We start from the raw sequence: 16395 nt of genomic DNA on the forward strand, positions 1-16395 counted from the left end.
TTTAAAAAGGATGTTAAAAAGTCATATATAAAATTGTATGATAATAGGAGGTGTTCCTATACAATAATTATGGCAATACAAAGAAGAGTATATTTACTCTTCTTTTTTCTTTGGTTCCCGTTTCGCTTCTTTTAAAACTTGCATAAGCATCCATTCAATCTGCCCGTTGGTAGATCGAAATTCATCAGCAGCCCATTTTTCAACTGCCTTTAGCATATCTTCATTTATGCGTAATGCAAATGCTTTCTTTTTTGCCATACTATTTCTTTATAAAATTTAAAATAGAGACTATTAACTCGTCGGAAATCATATATTCAGAAGTATAATACGATTTTAAGTTATCAGAATCTTTTTCTAGTTCTATTAAAACATGATTCATTTTATCAATAATATCTATAGTTGTTTTTGAATTGGCTTTATGCAAAAGTTCAGCCTCTTCAACTTGCACTTGTAAATCTTTGTTTCCATTAATGATTAAAGTGGGAATCGTTAATTTTTTAATTTCTTCTACTGGATTGTATGTAGTCCAACTTGAAATAAAAGGTAAATTTTGTTTTGCAAAAATAGAAATTAATAAAGGATTTACTTGTTTAATGTCTCCTGTATTCAATAATTCTTCAAAATGATTTTTTGTGATTTTTCCTAATTGTTTGTTTTGTTTATTTACTTGTTTAATAATAGTTTTATCAATTGTATGTGCACTTCCTGCTATTGAAATATATTTGTCTATGTTTTTTGAGGCCAACATTCCAATCAGTGAGCCTTGGCTATGTCCAATTAGAATAATTTCTGAAAATCTATGGTCATTTTTAAAATGATCAATTACTTTTTTAGCATCTGTTACTAAATCTTCAAAAACTACTTTCTTCAAAAACTTGTAGTTTTTTGGGGTAGCGGTTCTTTTGTCATAACTAAAGAAGGCAATGTCATTTACGTTAATTGCTTTTCTAAACTTTTGAATATAATTAGCTTTTATAATCTTTCCTTGATTTCCATTTCTGTCTACATTTCCTGAGCCATGAACCCATATGATTAAAGGTGTTTTTTTTAATGTATAGGTTAAAGTACCAGGTAGTTCAATAGAATCATTTTTTATGATGATATTTTCTGATTTTACTTGAGCAAAAGAAAATACAATAGTAATTAAGTAAAATGTAATGTAAAAGATAAAGCGTATCATAATATTTTTATTTTGTTTTCATAGGTGTGTAAAACAAGTTCTACATCATCTTTTTTTTGAGTTCCTATTAATAACTTTTCACCGTTTACTAATTCTAATTGGATGCCTATATTTCCTTTAATATTAACTGCTATTCCTTTTTTAGAAAGAGTGTATCTAATTCCCCAACCACCATATTCAGCTATTGGATTGTATTGCCTAACATTTATGTTTTTAATTTCTTTCCATTTTTTTGTTTTAAATTTAGAATGAAAAGGAAATAGTTGATAATGGATGCCATGCTCATCTATTTTAGTTTTTAGTACGCAACTATAAATTAAAACATGAACTAATAGTATAGCGGTTAATGAAATTAAAGAGGAGCTATTTGCAGTTAAGCTTTTATCTATAGCACTCATCCATCCTGTAACTATAGAGTATATAGGGATAATTGATCCTAAAACTAAAAGAATATGTAGCCATGTTTGAGTAAATCGTTGCTCTTCTTTAAAGACTTTCATTTTACCTGTTTTTATCTCGTTCTAAAATAATTCTTACTGAGTTTTCAGCAATATGCTTTAAAACCCATCCTTCTCTGGCATATTGATTTAAAGTGTCCTCTAGTTTTTGATTATTACCAGAAAAACCCATTTTCCAATTAACTACTTTATATTCTTTCATTTTTATCTGTTTTTATCTTTTTCTAATAGAGCTTCTATATTACCACCGTTATTTAACGGATACACGTTAATAACTCTCCACCCTTGTTTTGCATAATTGTTAATTTCTTCTTCAAATTTTTGTCGTCCATTACTCCAACTAAACTTTCTATTTATAATTTTATATTCTTTCATTTTTCCCTGTTTTACACTTTTTTTTATTAGCTAAAGATAAAGCAACACCAATTGTTGTGCCCATACCAGACCCTAATGAGATACCAATAGGTATATTATTGAAAACTACACCATAAATAATCCCTAAACTAGTACCTAATGATATACCAATTGCTAAATAAAGGATCTGTTTTTTATTCATAGGTTAAAATTTGTTTTTAGAATTTCCATTCTTTTTTTTAATTTTCTGTTGGTTAAATAGTAAACCAAAAATGAGTCCAACTCCAGCCCCAATAGGTAATCCTAATCCGGTAGAAGAAAAAATAATACCTATTCCAGCACCGAAAATCATTCCCATAAAAGCATTCTTGTTCTTCATTTTTTAATGATTTAGTGTACCAGTATTCAAAACAGGAGAGGCTTCTTTATCACCACACAAAATAACCATTAAGTTACTTACCATTGCAGCTTTACGCTCTTCGTCTAATTCAACAATTTGCTTTTTGTTTAACTCCTCCAAGGCCATTTCTACCATGCTTACAGCTCCTTCAACAATTTTATGCCTTGCTGCAACAATTGCAGTTGCTTGTTGGCGTTTTAACATTGCACTTGCAATTTCTTGTGCATAAGCTAAATAACCAATTCTAGCTTCAAGTACTTCAATTCCTGCAATAGATAAACGTTCGTCTATTTCTTTTTCTAAAGCATCACTTACTTCATTTACACTTGAACGTAATGTAATATCTTCATCATGACCTTCATCTGCAAAGTTATCGTAAGGATACATGCTTGCTAGCTTTCTTACAGCGGCATCTGTTTGTACACGAACAAAATTCTCATAGTTGTCTACATCAAAAGCAGCTTTATAAGTTTCAGTAACTCTCCAAACTAAAATAGTACTAATCATTACAGGATTTCCTAATTTGTCGTTAACTTTTAAACGCTCACTATCAAAATTACTAGCTCTTAAAGAAATTGCTTTCTTCTTATAAAGCGGGTTTGCCCAATACAATCCATTTTGCTTAACTGTACCTACATATTTTCCAAAAAGCAAAATTACTTTTGATGAATTAGGGTTTACTAAAATAAAACCGAATGATAAAATAAAACCTACTAGTGTTGAAATTAAATAAATAGGGTTTTCATTTTTGATTGACATAATTATTCCACCAATAAAAAGTGTTAGTACAATAAAAAATAATAGATAGCCATTTGCTGGTTTAATGATTTTTTCTGAGTTCATATTGTTGTTTGATTTAATTTGATATCATTTTGATATCGTAAAGATATGAAATATTTTTTTATAAATCCAAAAAACTATGCGTACTATTTTTTAACTTCGCAAAAAAAGTATTTAAAATGACTAAACGTTTCTTATTACTAGTATTCAGTTTTTTAATGTCTTTTACGGGGTTTTCGAATGATGATATTTGGGGGCCAACCGGACATAGAGCTACTGGAAAAATTGCTGAAAATCATTTAACAAATAGAGCAAAAAGAAAGATAGATAAATTATTAGAGGGGGAAAGCTTAGCTTTTGTATCAACTTATGCTGATGAAATAAAATCTGATAGAAATTATAGAGAATTTTATTCTTGGCATTATGTGAATATGCCTTTAGATGGAAAATATGAAACTTCTGAAAAAAACCCGAAAGGAGATTTAATTACTGGAATTAATCGTTGTGTGAAAGTTTTAAAAGACAAAAATAGCACAGTAAAAGATAAGCGTTTTCATTTAAAAATGTTAGTGCACTTGATGGGAGATTTACATCAACCTATGCATATAGGTCAAAAAGAAGATAAAGGAGGAAATACTATCCAGGTTCAATGGCATGGTAGAGGATCAAACTTACATAGAGTTTGGGACGAAAGCATACTTAGTAAATGGAATATGAGTTATGTTGAATTAGCTGATAATGCAAAAAGATTGTCTAAACAACAAGTTAAGGTAATTCAAAAAGGAAATGTAGTTGATTGGATGTATGATACTCATAAGTTAACAAAAGAAGTGTATGCCTCTGCTAAAGTAGGAGAGAATTTGCGTTACAGGTATTCGTATGTTTACTTTCCTATTGTAAGAGAACAGTTACAAAAAGGAGGTTTACGTTTAGCAAAATTATTAAACGATATTTTTTGTTAAAAAAATAAAAAAGTTATTATTTATAAGCTCGGTTAGATTTATCTCTCCGAGCTTTTTTCTTGTTAAGTTTAAGTTAATTAATAGCTATTATAATAGTAATTAATTAAATTAGAGCCTTATATAAATTTTGATTGATGAATAGAGTTTGTTTATTGTTACTTTTGGTATTAGTAGGAGTTTCGTGCAAAAAAAGTAATGAAGATAAAAAAGAAAAAGAAGTTGTAATCAAGGTTTCAACACTAAATTATGACCAGCTGACACCTTTATTACATAAAAATGATGGAAAAATTTATGTAATAAATTTTTGGGCTACTTGGTGTGTGCCTTGTGTAAAAGAATTACCAGCTTTTGAAAAATTAAGTGCTAATTATAAAGATAAAAATGTAGAAGTTGTTTTGGTAAGTTTAGATTTTTCAAAACAAATAGAAAGTAATTTAATTCCATTTATAAAAGAGAAAAAGTTAAAATCTAAAGTAGTTCATTTTGAAGATAGGAATGAACAATTTTGGATTAAAGATATTGCTGAAAACTGGACAGGTTCTATACCAGCTACTTTAATTTATAATGGAAAGAAAAGGAAGTTCTATGAAAAGTCATTTGACTATGAAGAGTTACAAAGTGAATTACAAACTTTTTTAAACTAATATAATTATGAAAACTTTTAAAACAATACTAGTGTTAACTGTTGCTGCTGTAGTTTCTGCATTTACAATTAATGATAACGGAGGTTATAAAGTAGGAGATGTAGCTTCTGATTTTAAATTGAAAAATATCGATGACACCATGGTTTCTTTAGCGAACTATAAAAAGGCTAAAGGTTTTATTGTTGTTTTTACGTGTAACAAATGTCCATATTCTGTAGCAAATGAAGACCGTCTTATAGCTTTAGATAAAAAATATAAAGAGAAAGGATATCCGGTAATCGCAATAAATCCAAATGATCCAGCTGTTTCTTCAGGAGATGATTTTGAATCTATGAAAGTTAGAGCTAAAGAAAAAGGGTTTACGTTTCCGTATTTATTTGATGAAGGACAAAAAGTATATCCAATGTATGGAGCAACTAAAACACCTCATGTTTATATTTTAAGTAAAAACAAAAGCAAACTAATTGTTGAGTATATTGGAGCTATTGATGATAGTTCTCGTAGCGAAAGTAATGTTTCTGAACGTTTTGTAGAGAATGCAGTTGATGCTTTATTAAAAGGTAATAAACCTACCAAAACGGATACACGTGCAATTGGATGTTCTATTAAATATAAGAGAAGTTAATATCTTATTTATAGCATAAAAATATAAAACCCTGAACTTAAAAGTTCGGGGTTTTATGTTGGTTTAATTTGCTTTTTTTATGATGTTCCTTAACCAGTTATTAGGAATCATATCAATAGTTAAATTTACACGTTCCGTTTTTCCGTAGTTGGTTATTTTATGAGGATCATTTAGTTTTAAATACCAACATTCACCCGGTTGCATTGCTACAGGAGTATTATTTAAATAAAAGGTAACATCATCATTACCAAAAATAGGTATGGTAAGGCGTACTACAGATTTTTCTATTTCAAGAGCTAATGTTGGATCGTTATGTTCTTTAACTACAGCACCAGGAGCTAAGCGAAGTAACCTAACGAGTGTTACTTTTGTGTGTTCCTTAAAAGTATTTACAATACTAGTTAAATAAGGAGATTCTTTAAGCTCAGTAGTGTCGAGCCAATCTGTCCAAGAACCATCAGCGTAATCATCGGCTGGAGGGGGGAATGGTAATGATTTGTCTACAATATGCGCTGGGGCTCTTAAAGGAATTGTATCATAATATTCATACTTAATTAAATGCTGCTGTTTTAAATCTTCAAATTCTTTCAGCATTTTGCTTACATCAAACTGAAAAGGGAGCAATACACGATCATTATGTGTTTTTGATATAGAAGGTTCAATTGCGTTTTCCATAAAGTTTTTAGATTAAGTTATATTAGTCTAGCTATAGCTAAGATAATTGAAATTAATTAAAAATCAATAGGAGCTTATTTGTTTAGGAAATCTTGATAAGCTTCTTGAGTTATGGCTTTACCCAAAGAGTCTAATGTTTTATAATTTCCTTCTTGTAATACAGGTTTATTACTTACATAATCATACACAAAACTTCCATTTTTTCCTACAGTACCAAAACCTTTATTAAAAATATAATGAATGTATTGTTCCTCAGAATTATTAAAAAGATGCTTGCTGAATTTAAACTGGCTAGCATTCCCTTTTAATAAATGAGTTAACGTGTATGAGAAATCAATTTGTGAACCGAAATTATCAACAGTAATTCCTTTTTTAGCAAGTGCACCACCTAACCAAACCATTGGAATTTGGAATTTTTTAGGAGAGTTAAAATATCCTTTATGTTTAGGTAGTGGATGTCCGTGGTCAGACATAATCACAACTAATGTATTGTCCCACCAAGGTTGTTTTTTGGCATCAGAAATAAATTTTCCAATTGCTTTGTCTGTATATGCTTGTGCACTTTTATAAAGATTTTCTTCTGAATTTTTTCCAAATTTATAGGTGTCAGGAAATTCATAAGGTTCATGACTGGTTAATGTTAAAGCTATTTTGAAAAAAGGTTTTTCTAGTTGAGGTTTAGATAAATCTTTCATAACGCGATCTAAGAAAATATGATCATGTGCTCCCCATTTTGAATTCCAATTTTCTTTATCAAAAGCACTACCGTCTAGCATGAAATCAATATCCCCATTTCTTAAATAGGTATTCATATTTCCAAAATTGGTGTCACCTCCATAGTAAAAAGCTGTATTGTAACCTAAATTTTTCATTTCCTTAGTTAACATTGGAAGCTTTCTTGTTTTATGTGGCATTTTAATAATGCTTAAAGTAGGTTGAGGATAATAACCGCTTAAAACAGCAACTAATCCTTTGTCTGTTCTATCTCCATTTCCATAAAAATTAGTAAATAAAATTCCTTCTTTTGCTAATTGATTTAGGTTTTCTGTAACATTAGGTTCTCCTCCTAATGCACCTACAGCTTTAGCAGATAAACTTTCCCAAATGATTAAAATAACATTTGGTTTCAATGTTTTTAATATAGAATCATTGCTAGCTAATAGTTGATTCCTTGTTTTATCAATTATCTCTGTAGCATTATTAGGATTGAAATTTTGATATGGATTTGTGTCTTCTGTTTTGTGAGTTAATGTGTTAGAAAAATTCCATATAAAATTTACTGCTGCGTGATTAGCAAACATATGTTTAGAAAAATAAACATTACTTTGGTTTATAGGTATAGTTTGAACACCGCCTCTGATTGGTAGTATAAGAGCAGCAAATAAAACTAAAAAAATAGGAGCTTCCCATATTTTTCCTTTTTCTAAATTATTAAAAAGAGTCGTTAGTTTTTTATTGAAAAGATAAGTTGTGAAACCAGAAATAACAAGCCAACTAATAATTCCACCAATTAACATGGTTACAGTTACTGAAGCAAGCATTATTTTTGGAGTATTGATGTAAGTTAGTAAAGTAGAATCAATACGAACTCCCCACGATTTATACAAAACGATATCAATTAACATAAATAAGTTAATTATAAATATAACAGGGTAGGTATAGCTTTTAATTAATAAAGCAACTATTTTTTTAGGAATCCAAATTGAGAATAAAAAAATCAAAAAAGGAATTAAAGATAGATAACCTGAAAAAGAAGCATCTAATTTTAATCCATGTAAAAATGTTTTCAAGATGGTAATAAAATCAAGATCAAAAGTTTTATCGTAATAAAAAGCTAAAAATAAAAAACGAGAAAAAGAAAAATAGAGCAGCCATAATACAAAATAATTAAAGCTAAGTGAAAGTCTGTTTTTTAGTGATTTCATAGTTTATTCAGTAACTTTTAGTCTAGCTTTCGCTGTAACAAAAACATCAGCGTAGTTTTTGTTTAGATATTTTAAATAACCAGTAATAGCAATCATTGCAGCATTATCAGTTGTGTATTCAAAATTAGGAATATAAGTAGTCCAGCCCCAATGCTTCTCTGCTAACTGTAGGCGTTTTCTAATTTCAGAATTTGCGGAAACTCCTCCAGCTATTGCTATATGCTTAATATTAGTATGTTTTACTGCATTTTTAAGCTTCTCCATTAAAATTTCAATAATTGTATATTGGATTGAAGCACAAATATCATGTAAATTTTCTTTAATAAAATTAGGATTCTCTTTTACATTTCGTTGAATGAAATATAAAATCCCAGTTTTTAAACCACTAAAACTAAAATCTAACTCACCTACTTTAGGTTTTGTAAATTTAAACACTTTTGGGTCTCCAAGTTGAGCATATTTATCAATTAATGGACCACCTGGATAAGGGAGTCCTAATATTTTTGCCGATTTATCAAAGGCTTCTCCAACTGCATCATCTATAGTTTCACCAAGAATTTCCATTTCAAAATGATTAGTGATTTTAACAATTTGAGTATGGCCTCCACTAATGGTTAAACAAACAAAAGGAAATGGCGGTATTTTACAACCTTCTTCTTCTATAAAGTGAGCTAAAATATGTGCCTGCATATGATTAACATCTATCAAAGGAATGTTTAAACCTAAAGCTAATGATTTTGCAAAAGAAGTCCCCACAAGTAAAGACCCCATTAATCCAGGACCTCTTGTAAAAGCAATTGAATTTAAATCTTCTTTAGTAATACCAGCTTGTTCTATAGCTTGCTGTACAACTGGAACAATGTTTTGTTGGTGAGCTCTTGAAGCTAATTCAGGAACAACACCGCCGTATTTGGCATGTATTTCTTGGTTGGCAACTACATTGCTTAAAACTTTACCATTACAAATAACAGCAGCACTTGTGTCGTCACAAGAGCTTTCAATACCTAAAATATAAATGTTTTTAGTGCTCAAATTAAAAAGAATTAAAGAGCAAAAATATTCATAATGCGTTAGAAATTCGTTAAAATCGAATTTTCTTTGCAATAAGGCAAGATTTTTGGGGTTTGCTAGTTACTTTTGTTAAATTGTTTTCACTAAAAATTTTATTATAAAAAAAGTAAAAAAAATAATATTTAGAACAGTAAAGTACGTTGTGCTTTTTTTGTTGTTGCTTATGTTTTTCTTGTCGATACCAGCGGTGCAAAGTAAACTAGGAAGCTATGCTACAAAAAGTATAAATGAAAGTTATGGTACCAATATAGTAGTAAAAAAAATAGATTTATCTTGGTTAGGTAGTGTACAATTAAAAGGAATTGAAATTAGAGATCATCATCAAGATACTCTTATTTTTGTTAAAAACTTAAGTACATCTATACAAAACGCTAAAAAGGTTTTAGATAATAAAGTAGATTTAGGGGCAGCTTCTCTTAGTGGAATTCATTTTTACATGAAAACGTATAAAGATGAGAATAATGATAATATGTCCATTTTTATTGACAGTTTTGAAGATGGAAAACCTAAAGATAGTTTATCAACACCATTTATTTTAAGAAGTAATAATATTCAATTAAAAGACTTAACATTTAAGTTGTTTGATTATAATAAAAAAGATGCTCTACAATTTGCAGCATTTAATGGAGGAGGTAATTTACAAGACTTCTCTGTAGTTGGTCCAGATGTTTCTATGGATATCAAAAAAATGTACCTTACTGATAATAGAGGTGTAAACATAACTAACTTAACTACTGATTTTAAGTATACGAAAACACATATGTTGTTTGATGATACGGTTATAGAAACTGATAATGAGTCTGTATTAAAAGCTAACATAAAATTCACATATAATAGAAAGGATTTAGTTGATTTCTCTGATAAAGTCCAGATTAAAGCTGTTTTTGATAAAAGTGCACTTGCTGCTAAAGATTTAAATAAATTATATAAAGAGCTTAGAGGTAGTGATGTAATGTATTTTACAGGTACTATTGATGGAGTTTTAAATAATTTTAGTGCAAGTAATGTAAAGTTAAGATCTAAACGAGGAATGAGAATTATTGGAGATCTTGGTTTTGTGAATGCATTAAATACAGATAGAGGTTTTATTTTTGATGGGGATCTAGAAAATGTTACAGCCAATTATTTTCAATTAAAAAGTGTACTTCCTAATTTATTAGGAAAAACATTACCAACCGAGTTTCAACGATTAGGAAACTTTACAATGTCTGGATTAGTTAAAGTTACCCCTGAGCAAATGGAAGCTACGTTGTCAGTAGATTCTGAGATAGGATCAACTATTTCTGACTTACAACTTACCAATATAGATAACATTGACGAAGCTGCTTATGTAGGTGAGGTAGAATTCATAGATTTTGATTTAGGTGTTTTTGCTAATGACCCATTATTGGGTAAAATATCATTAAAAGCAGATGTGAATGGAAGTGGTTTCAACGTAGATAATATTAATACAACCATTATAGGAAATATTAGCACTCTTGATTTTAATAAATACCAGTATAAAAACTTAAGTGTAAACGGTCAATTTCAAAATAAGAAATTTGATGGGTTTTTAAGCTCTGAAGATGATAACTTTAAAATGAAATTTGAAGGGTTAGCTGACTTCTCTTCAGCAATCAATAAGTTTGATTTTGAGGCAGATATTGATAAAATTGATCTTAAAAAAACAAATTTATTTACTAGAGATAACATAGCAGAATTAAAAGGAAAAGTGAAACTTAATGTTTCAGGGAATACTTTTGATGATATTGTAGGGAAAGCAACATTTAAAAACTTTGTTTATAAAAATCAGAAACAGTCGTATACTTTTAAAAAGTTTGATATAAGTTCTGCAGTAAAAGACAGTATTAAAACAATAGAAGTAAATTCAGAAGATATTGTAAAAGGTAAATTAAAAGGTAAATTTTTATTTAATGAATTGTCTTTAGTTACACAAAACGCATTGGGAAGCGTGTATACAAATTATGAGCCTTTTAAAGTCACCCCAAATCAATTTTTAGATTTCGATTTTACCATTTATAATCAAATAATTGATGTCTTTTTACCTGAAATATCAATAGGTAAAAATACACGCTTGAAAGGAAAAATAAAATCAAATGAAAACTCGTTAAAGCTTACTTTTTCATCTCCAGAAATTAATGCCTATGGAAATTTAATAGATAATGTTTTATTACGATTAAATAATAAAAATCCACTTTATAATACTCACTTAACTGCAGGTAAAATAGATTCTAAATATTATGATATTGAAAAATTGAATTTAATTAATAGAACGCAAAATGATACACTATTTTTTAAATCAGAATTTAAAGGAGGGAAAAATTATGAAGAAGATTTCAATTTAGATTTTTATTATACAATTGATAAAGACCAAAAGTGGGTGGTTGGTGTACAAAAATCAATGTTAAACTATAAAGGCTTTGATTGGGTAATAAATCCAAAAAGTAATAAAGAAAATAAGGTAACCTTTAATTTAAAAGAGAACGATTTTATAATCAGCCCTTTTGTTTTTCAATCTAATGATCAAAAAATAGCATTGAAAGGAGCTATAAAGGGATCTAATTATAAAGATTTACAAGCGAATTTCACAAAAGTAAAGTTAGAAAGTTTTTTACCTTCTATTGATAGTTTAAAGTTAAATGGAGAGGTTAATGGAGTTGTAGATTTTAAACAGAACGAAGATAAGTTAAGTCCTAAAGCAAATTTATTAATTAAAGATTTTAAGATTAATGATTTTGAACAAGGAGATCTAACATTGGATATTACTGGGGATAATTCGTATGAAAAGTACAAGGTAAATATGTTACTTTCTACCGATAAGGCAAAGAGTATTTCAGCAACGGGAGGATTAGATTTTAGTAAAAAACGACCAACTGTAGATTTAAATATAGCTTTAGAAGAGTATAAAATAGCTGCATTTAGTCCGTTAGGAGGTGAGGTGCTTTCAAAATTAAGAGGAGAGGTTACAGGGAATTTTACGGCTACTGGTTTTTTAAGAAATCCAGATTTTGATGGGTATTTAGATTTAAAAAATGCAGGATTGGCTTTTCCTTATTTGAACGTGGATTTTGATCTTAAAGGAAATACTAGAATTGATTTAGAGGGACAACAATTTAAATTAGATGATGTAATTTTAGAAGATATTAAGCATAAAACACAAGGTACTTTATCTGGGTATATTGCACATCAAAATTTTGATTTGTGGTTTATGAATCTAAATATTAACACTGATAATTTATTGATTTTAGATACAGAAGAAAGCGAGGAAGTACAATATTATGGAACTGGATTTTTAAAGGGAAGGGCAGAAATAAGAGGAGTTACAAGTAACTTAGATATTGATGTAAACGGAAGTACGCAACCAGGAACTAAGTTTGTTATTCCTTTGAGTGATATTAAAATGATAGATAATTATAAGTTAATTCATTTTGAAAAAAGAGGAGTTGTTAAAGATGAAAAGAGTAAGTTAATAGATGACATTAAAGGATTAGATTTAAAAATAAGGCTTGATGTAACAAAAGATGCGATAGCACAAGTGGTAATAGATAAAGTATCAGGTAGTGAGTTAAGGGGTAGCGGACAAGGAAATTTATTTATTGATATTGACACTCGTGGTAAATTTAATATGTTTGGTGATTTTACAGTTGATAACGGATTGTATAATTTTAAATATGCTGGTATAAATAAGCCGTTTGTAGTGCAAAAAGGAGGTACTATATCTTGGAGTGGTAATCCATACGATGCTGAACTTGATATAACTGCTGTGTATAGAACAAAAGCGAATCCTGCACAAGTATTAGATAATGTAAATTCTACTCGAAAGATACCTATAGATTTATACACAAAAATTACAGGAGGTTTATTTAATTCAAAGCAAGAGTTTGATATTAAAATACCCAATGCTAATTCAACAGTGAGTTCTGAGTTAGAGTTTATTTTAAATGAAAATGATTTAAATACGAAGATGCAACACTTTTCATTTTTATTAGCTTTTGGAACATTTTATAATGATGAAGCTATAGGGAATAGTGCAACATCAGGTTTAACAGGAACTGCATCAGAAATAGCTTCAAGTATTTTGTCTAATATGCTAAATAGTAAAGACAATAAATTTCAGGTTGGGGTTGGGTACACCCAAGGAGATAGAAGTAATGTTGATAATTTAAATAGTGATGATCAAGTTGATGTATCAGTAAGTACTCAGTTGAGCAATAGGGTAATTGTAAATGGGAAAGTAGGTGTTCCTGTAGGAGCAAATACTCAAACAAGTGTTGTTGGAGAAGTAAAAGTAGAAGTATTACTTAATGAAGAAGGTAATTTTAGAGGAACTGTTTTTAATAGACAAAATGATGTGCAATATTCTACTGACGAAGAAGGGTATACTCAAGGGGTTGGATTATCTTATCAAGTTAATTTTAATAACTTGTCAGAGTTAGGAGAAAAGTTAGGGCTAAAAAAGAAGAAGAAAAAGAAAGAAGAGAAAAAAGATACCATTGCTAAAAAGAAGAAAAAATTAATACATTTTAAATCAACTAAAAAGAAAGATAAATAACTAACTATACATGAGTAGAACAATAAAAGATTATTTAATCATTGGGTTAAAAGGAATGGGAATGGGAGCAGCGGATGTAGTTCCTGGAGTTTCTGGAGGAACTATAGCTTTTATTTCGGGTATTTATGAAGAGTTACTAAGTTCTATAAGTAATATAAATCTAAGTTTATTTCAAACACTAAAAAATGAAGGGCTAAAAAAAGCTTGGAATCAGTTGAATGGTAATTTTTTAGCTGCACTTTTTATTGGTATTCTTACTAGTATTGTTTCTTTAGCAAAAGCAATTAAATGGTTGTTGGAACACAAACCAATTTTGTTATGGTCTTTCTTTTTTGGCTTAGTGTTAGCAAGCATATTATACATAGCTAAACAAGTAGAGAAGTGGAATGTTGTAAGTATAATTATTGGCCTATTAATGATTGGATTTGGTTATTTTATTACTGTAGTCCCCTCTACTAATGGCCAGGAAGCTAGTTATTTGTTTTTAATATTCTCTGGTGCAATAGCCTCATGTGCCATGATACTTCCAGGGATATCAGGTTCTTATATATTATTATTAATAGGTGTTTACCCATTAGTAATGACAGCTTTAACGAACAAAGATTTGAAAATTATTTCAGCAATAATAATTGGAGTTATTGTAGGATTAACTACTTTCTCTAAACTATTAAAATGGTTATTTGCTAATTATAAAAACGAAATGTTGATAGCTTTAACTGGACTTATGTTGGGGTCATTGAATAAGGTATGGCCATGGAAAAGTATAATTTCAACATATACTGATAGGCATGGGGTGGTAAAGCCTCTTCTAGAGAAAAGTATTTTGCCACAAAATTTTAATGGTGAACCTCAATTAATCAATGCATTAATCTTAGCAATTGTTGGTTTTGGTTTAATCTTATTATTAGAGAAATTAGCCGTAAAAAAGTAGTAGAAAAACTGTATTTTAGTTTTTTCTAATTAAGCTACATGCAAAAAGAACGAACATTTATTCAAAAAGTCAATTTGTTTTTAAAAGGATTGGCAATGGGAGGAGCAAATAAGGTTCCTGGCGTTTCTGGTGGTATGGTTGCTTTTGTTATGGGTTTTTATGAAGAACTCATTTTTACGTTTCAACGAATAAACGGAAAAGCATTTAAGCTATTATTAACAGGCCGTTTAAAAAGTTTTGCACGTTATACCAATTTACAATTCTTGGTATTAGTAATGCTAGGTAGTATGTTTAGCTATTTTAGTATTTCTTTACTACTAGATTATTTTTTGAAAAACTATGAGCAGTATGTTTGGGCTTGGTTTTTTGGAATGATTTTAGGATCAATTTATTATATCTCTAAAGATTTTGGTAAGTGGGAACTTAAAAACATTGTAGGTTTATTAATAGGTGCCTCAATAGGAATAGGTATAAGTTTTATGACACCTGCAAAAGAAAACGATAACCTTTGGTTTGTTTTTTTATGTGGAATAATTGGTGTTTCTGGAATGACCTTACCTGGACTTTCAGGTTCTTTTATTTTAATATTACTAGGTAATTATGTATTGCTTTTAGTTGATAGTGTAAACGTATTTGGAAATGTAGTTGCAAATTTATTTTCAGGAAATTTTGAGGTGCTTAAAGATGCTGTTAAAGTTAGATATCTTAAAATTATAGCCGTTTTTACAGCTGGTTCTGCTTTCGGGTTAGTTTCCATATCGCATATATTAGGATATGTATTAAAACGATGGCATCAAATAGTTACTGCCGTTATTATAGGATTCATTACTGGTTCATTAGGAATTGTTTGGCCATGGAAAAAAACAATTTATAAAACTACAGAAGCAACATTTTTACTTGATAAAAAAGGAAATAAAATAGTAGAAAATTATCAACGTTACATTCCAGATATACAGGATAAAGAAACGTGGATTTCAATAGGTTTTGTAATTATAGGAATAATTATAATTTTAGTGATAGATTTTTATGGAAGAAAACGAAAATAAATACCTATTTGCATTAGTAGGAAAAAACATCTCTTATTCTTTTTCTAGAGGGTATTTTACAGAGAAATTTTCAAAATTAGGACTAAGAAAACATGAATATGTAAACTTTGATATTCAAAAGATAGAAGAGTTTACTAAAAAAATAAAAGAGCATAAAAATGACATAAAAGGAATGAATGTAACCATTCCTTATAAGTTAGAGATTTTTGATTTTCTAGATAAAATTGATAAAAAAGCTAGTAAAATAGGAGCTGTAAATACTGTAAGAATAACAAAAAAAGGAAAACTTATAGGATATAATACGGATGTATATGGTTTTAAAAAATCATTAACTCCGTTGTTGAAAAAGCATCATGAAAAAGCTTTAATATTGGGTACTGGTGGAGCTTCAAAAGCTGTAGCTTATGTACTTGATAAATTAAATATTGAGTATAAATTTGTGTCAAGAACACCAAAAGGAAAAGATACTATAACCTATGCGGATGTTTCTGAAAAAGTAATGATGTCACATTTATTGTTAATAAATTGTACACCACTTGGTACTCACCCAAATATAGAAAACTGCCCCAGTATACCATATGAGTTTGTTAGTGAGAAACATATGTTGTATGATTTAATATACAACCCTTCAGAAACAACCTTTTTACAAAAAGGAAAAGAAAAAGGTGCAACTATAAAAAATGGATTAGAAATGCTAGAGCAGCAAGCTGAGAAAGCATGGAAAATTTGGAATAAATAATCATTGAATGTTCGTTAAAAATAAAGTTTGCTATTTTATAAGAATGCTTATCT

18 protein-coding genes are annotated in these 16395 nt (G+C 29.1%); 7 read left to right on the plus strand and 11 right to left on the minus strand.

All coding sequences use genetic code 11. The annotated features are described in order from the left end of the window. Positions 1–93: 93 nt before the first annotated feature. From ACKTTQ_RS00900 to ACKTTQ_RS00935, 8 genes are read right to left on the minus strand one after another with little or no spacing between them, the layout of a single operon-like run. Entirely contained in the window at positions 94–258 is a 165-nt protein-coding gene (locus tag ACKTTQ_RS00900) for an Arc family DNA binding domain-containing protein (RefSeq protein ID WP_093869026.1), read from the minus strand. Position 259: 1 nt separating this feature from the next. Next, positions 260–1180 carry an alpha/beta hydrolase gene (locus ACKTTQ_RS00905; protein ID WP_408048171.1) on the minus strand — a complete coding sequence of 307 codons (921 nt, stop codon included), beginning with the start codon at positions 1178–1180 and terminating at the stop codon, positions 260–262. Next, positions 1177–1680 (minus strand): hypothetical protein, encoded by a 504-nt coding sequence (locus ACKTTQ_RS00910; RefSeq protein ID WP_093869024.1) that lies wholly within the window; start codon positions 1678–1680, stop codon positions 1177–1179. Before ACKTTQ_RS00910 ends, ACKTTQ_RS00905 begins: the two co-directional genes overlap by 4 nt. Before the next feature lies 1 nt (position 1681). Further along, the gene (locus tag ACKTTQ_RS00915) at positions 1682–1840 is read right to left on the minus strand and encodes a DUF4177 domain-containing protein (protein ID WP_093869023.1); all 159 of its coding nucleotides are present in this window, start codon (positions 1838–1840) and stop codon (positions 1682–1684) included. A 2-nt stretch (positions 1841–1842) separates the two neighbouring features. Next, positions 1843–2013: a DUF4177 domain-containing protein gene (locus ACKTTQ_RS00920; protein WP_093869022.1), complete on the minus strand. Its 171-nt coding sequence runs from the start codon at positions 2011–2013 to the stop codon at positions 1843–1845. Next, positions 2000–2194, minus strand: coding sequence for a hypothetical protein (locus tag ACKTTQ_RS00925; protein ID WP_408048172.1), 195 nt, complete (start codon positions 2192–2194; stop codon positions 2000–2002). Before ACKTTQ_RS00925 ends, ACKTTQ_RS00920 begins: the two co-directional genes overlap by 14 nt. A 3-nt stretch (positions 2195–2197) precedes the next feature. Continuing rightward, positions 2198–2371: a hypothetical protein gene (locus tag ACKTTQ_RS00930; protein ID WP_408048173.1), complete on the minus strand. Its 174-nt coding sequence runs from the start codon at positions 2369–2371 to the stop codon at positions 2198–2200. A gap of 3 nt (positions 2372–2374) precedes the next feature. Further along, a complete protein-coding gene (locus tag ACKTTQ_RS00935) occupies positions 2375–3235 on the minus strand; it encodes an SPFH domain-containing protein (RefSeq protein ID WP_093869020.1) in 861 nt (286 codons plus the stop codon). 116 nt (positions 3236–3351) lie between these two features. On the opposite strand from ACKTTQ_RS00935, the gene ACKTTQ_RS00940 reads away from it, so the two are divergent. The 3 genes from ACKTTQ_RS00940 to ACKTTQ_RS00950 all read left to right on the plus strand — a co-directional run bounded on the left by ACKTTQ_RS00940 (position 3352) and on the right by ACKTTQ_RS00950 (position 5403). Continuing rightward, positions 3352–4134, plus strand: coding sequence for a S1/P1 nuclease (locus tag ACKTTQ_RS00940; RefSeq protein WP_093869019.1), 783 nt, complete (start codon positions 3352–3354; stop codon positions 4132–4134). A 134-nt stretch (positions 4135–4268) separates the two neighbouring features. After that, on the plus strand, positions 4269–4778 hold the full coding sequence (locus ACKTTQ_RS00945; protein ID WP_408048174.1) for a TlpA disulfide reductase family protein: 510 nt from the start codon (positions 4269–4271) through the stop codon (positions 4776–4778). A gap of 7 nt (positions 4779–4785) precedes the next feature. Continuing rightward, positions 4786–5403 (plus strand): thioredoxin family protein, encoded by a 618-nt coding sequence (locus ACKTTQ_RS00950; RefSeq protein ID WP_113786577.1) that lies wholly within the window; start codon positions 4786–4788, stop codon positions 5401–5403. A 63-nt stretch (positions 5404–5466) separates the two neighbouring features. On the opposite strand, the gene ACKTTQ_RS00955 is transcribed toward ACKTTQ_RS00950, so the two are convergent. The 3 genes from ACKTTQ_RS00955 to tsaD form a co-directional block, all read right to left on the minus strand. Next, entirely contained in the window at positions 5467–6078 is a 612-nt protein-coding gene (locus ACKTTQ_RS00955; protein ID WP_093869015.1) for an aspartyl/asparaginyl beta-hydroxylase domain-containing protein, read from the minus strand. A 74-nt stretch (positions 6079–6152) separates the two neighbouring features. Then, positions 6153–8003: an LTA synthase family protein gene (locus ACKTTQ_RS00960; protein ID WP_408048175.1), complete on the minus strand. Its 1851-nt coding sequence runs from the start codon at positions 8001–8003 to the stop codon at positions 6153–6155. A gap of 3 nt (positions 8004–8006) precedes the next feature. After that, positions 8007–9035: a tRNA (adenosine(37)-N6)-threonylcarbamoyltransferase complex transferase subunit TsaD gene (gene tsaD / locus ACKTTQ_RS00965; protein ID WP_113786578.1), complete on the minus strand. Its 1029-nt coding sequence runs from the start codon at positions 9033–9035 to the stop codon at positions 8007–8009. Positions 9036–9261: 226 nt separating this feature from the next. Between tsaD and ACKTTQ_RS00970 the strand changes: the two genes are divergently transcribed. Genes ACKTTQ_RS00970 through ACKTTQ_RS00985 form a run of 4 tightly spaced genes read left to right on the plus strand, consistent with a single transcriptional unit; the run spans position 9262 to position 16342 of the window. Next, entirely contained in the window at positions 9262–13626 is a 4365-nt protein-coding gene (locus ACKTTQ_RS00970) for a translocation/assembly module TamB domain-containing protein (protein ID WP_408048176.1), read from the plus strand. A 10-nt stretch (positions 13627–13636) separates the two neighbouring features. Further along, a complete protein-coding gene (locus ACKTTQ_RS00975; RefSeq protein ID WP_408048177.1) occupies positions 13637–14557 on the plus strand; it encodes a DUF368 domain-containing protein in 921 nt (306 codons plus the stop codon). 38 nt (positions 14558–14595) lie between these two features. Continuing rightward, positions 14596–15603 carry a DUF368 domain-containing protein gene (locus ACKTTQ_RS00980; RefSeq protein WP_408048178.1) on the plus strand — a complete coding sequence of 336 codons (1008 nt, stop codon included), beginning with the start codon at positions 14596–14598 and terminating at the stop codon, positions 15601–15603. Beyond that, on the plus strand, positions 15584–16342 hold the full coding sequence (locus ACKTTQ_RS00985; RefSeq protein ID WP_408048179.1) for a shikimate dehydrogenase family protein: 759 nt from the start codon (positions 15584–15586) through the stop codon (positions 16340–16342). Before ACKTTQ_RS00980 ends, ACKTTQ_RS00985 begins: the two co-directional genes overlap by 20 nt. Positions 16343–16395 lie beyond the last annotated feature (53 nt).

This window comes from Tenacibaculum halocynthiae (assembly GCF_964512825.1).
In the GTDB taxonomy this organism is placed as follows: Bacteria; Bacteroidota; Bacteroidia; order Flavobacteriales; family Flavobacteriaceae; genus Polaribacter; species Polaribacter halocynthiae.

Excerpts from the sequence above, each read along its gene's own strand:
- ACKTTQ_RS00900 (WP_093869026.1), bottom strand. The coding sequence starts at position 258 with ATGGCAAAAAAGAAAGCATTTGCATTACGCATAAATGAAGATATGCTA.
- ACKTTQ_RS00905 (WP_408048171.1), bottom strand. The coding sequence starts at position 1,180 with ATGATACGCTTTATCTTTTACATTACATTTTACTTAATTACTATTGTA.
- ACKTTQ_RS00910 (WP_093869024.1), bottom strand. The coding sequence starts at position 1,680 with ATGAAAGTCTTTAAAGAAGAGCAACGATTTACTCAAACATGGCTACAT.
- ACKTTQ_RS00915 (WP_093869023.1), bottom strand. The coding sequence starts at position 1,840 with ATGAAAGAATATAAAGTAGTTAATTGGAAAATGGGTTTTTCTGGTAAT.
- ACKTTQ_RS00920 (WP_093869022.1), bottom strand. The coding sequence starts at position 2,013 with ATGAAAGAATATAAAATTATAAATAGAAAGTTTAGTTGGAGTAATGGA.
- ACKTTQ_RS00925 (WP_408048172.1), bottom strand. The coding sequence starts at position 2,194 with ATGAATAAAAAACAGATCCTTTATTTAGCAATTGGTATATCATTAGGT.
- ACKTTQ_RS00930 (WP_408048173.1), bottom strand. The coding sequence starts at position 2,371 with ATGAAGAACAAGAATGCTTTTATGGGAATGATTTTCGGTGCTGGAATA.
- ACKTTQ_RS00935 (WP_093869020.1), bottom strand. The coding sequence starts at position 3,235 with ATGAACTCAGAAAAAATCATTAAACCAGCAAATGGCTATCTATTATTT.
- ACKTTQ_RS00940 (WP_093869019.1), top strand. The coding sequence starts at position 3,352 with ATGACTAAACGTTTCTTATTACTAGTATTCAGTTTTTTAATGTCTTTT.
- ACKTTQ_RS00945 (WP_408048174.1), top strand. The coding sequence starts at position 4,269 with ATGAATAGAGTTTGTTTATTGTTACTTTTGGTATTAGTAGGAGTTTCG.
- ACKTTQ_RS00950 (WP_113786577.1), top strand. The coding sequence starts at position 4,786 with ATGAAAACTTTTAAAACAATACTAGTGTTAACTGTTGCTGCTGTAGTT.
- ACKTTQ_RS00955 (WP_093869015.1), bottom strand. The coding sequence starts at position 6,078 with ATGGAAAACGCAATTGAACCTTCTATATCAAAAACACATAATGATCGT.
- ACKTTQ_RS00960 (WP_408048175.1), bottom strand. The coding sequence starts at position 8,003 with ATGAAATCACTAAAAAACAGACTTTCACTTAGCTTTAATTATTTTGTA.
- ACKTTQ_RS00975 (WP_408048177.1), top strand. The coding sequence starts at position 13,637 with ATGAGTAGAACAATAAAAGATTATTTAATCATTGGGTTAAAAGGAATG.
- ACKTTQ_RS00980 (WP_408048178.1), top strand. The coding sequence starts at position 14,596 with ATGCAAAAAGAACGAACATTTATTCAAAAAGTCAATTTGTTTTTAAAA.
- ACKTTQ_RS00985 (WP_408048179.1), top strand. The coding sequence starts at position 15,584 with ATGGAAGAAAACGAAAATAAATACCTATTTGCATTAGTAGGAAAAAAC.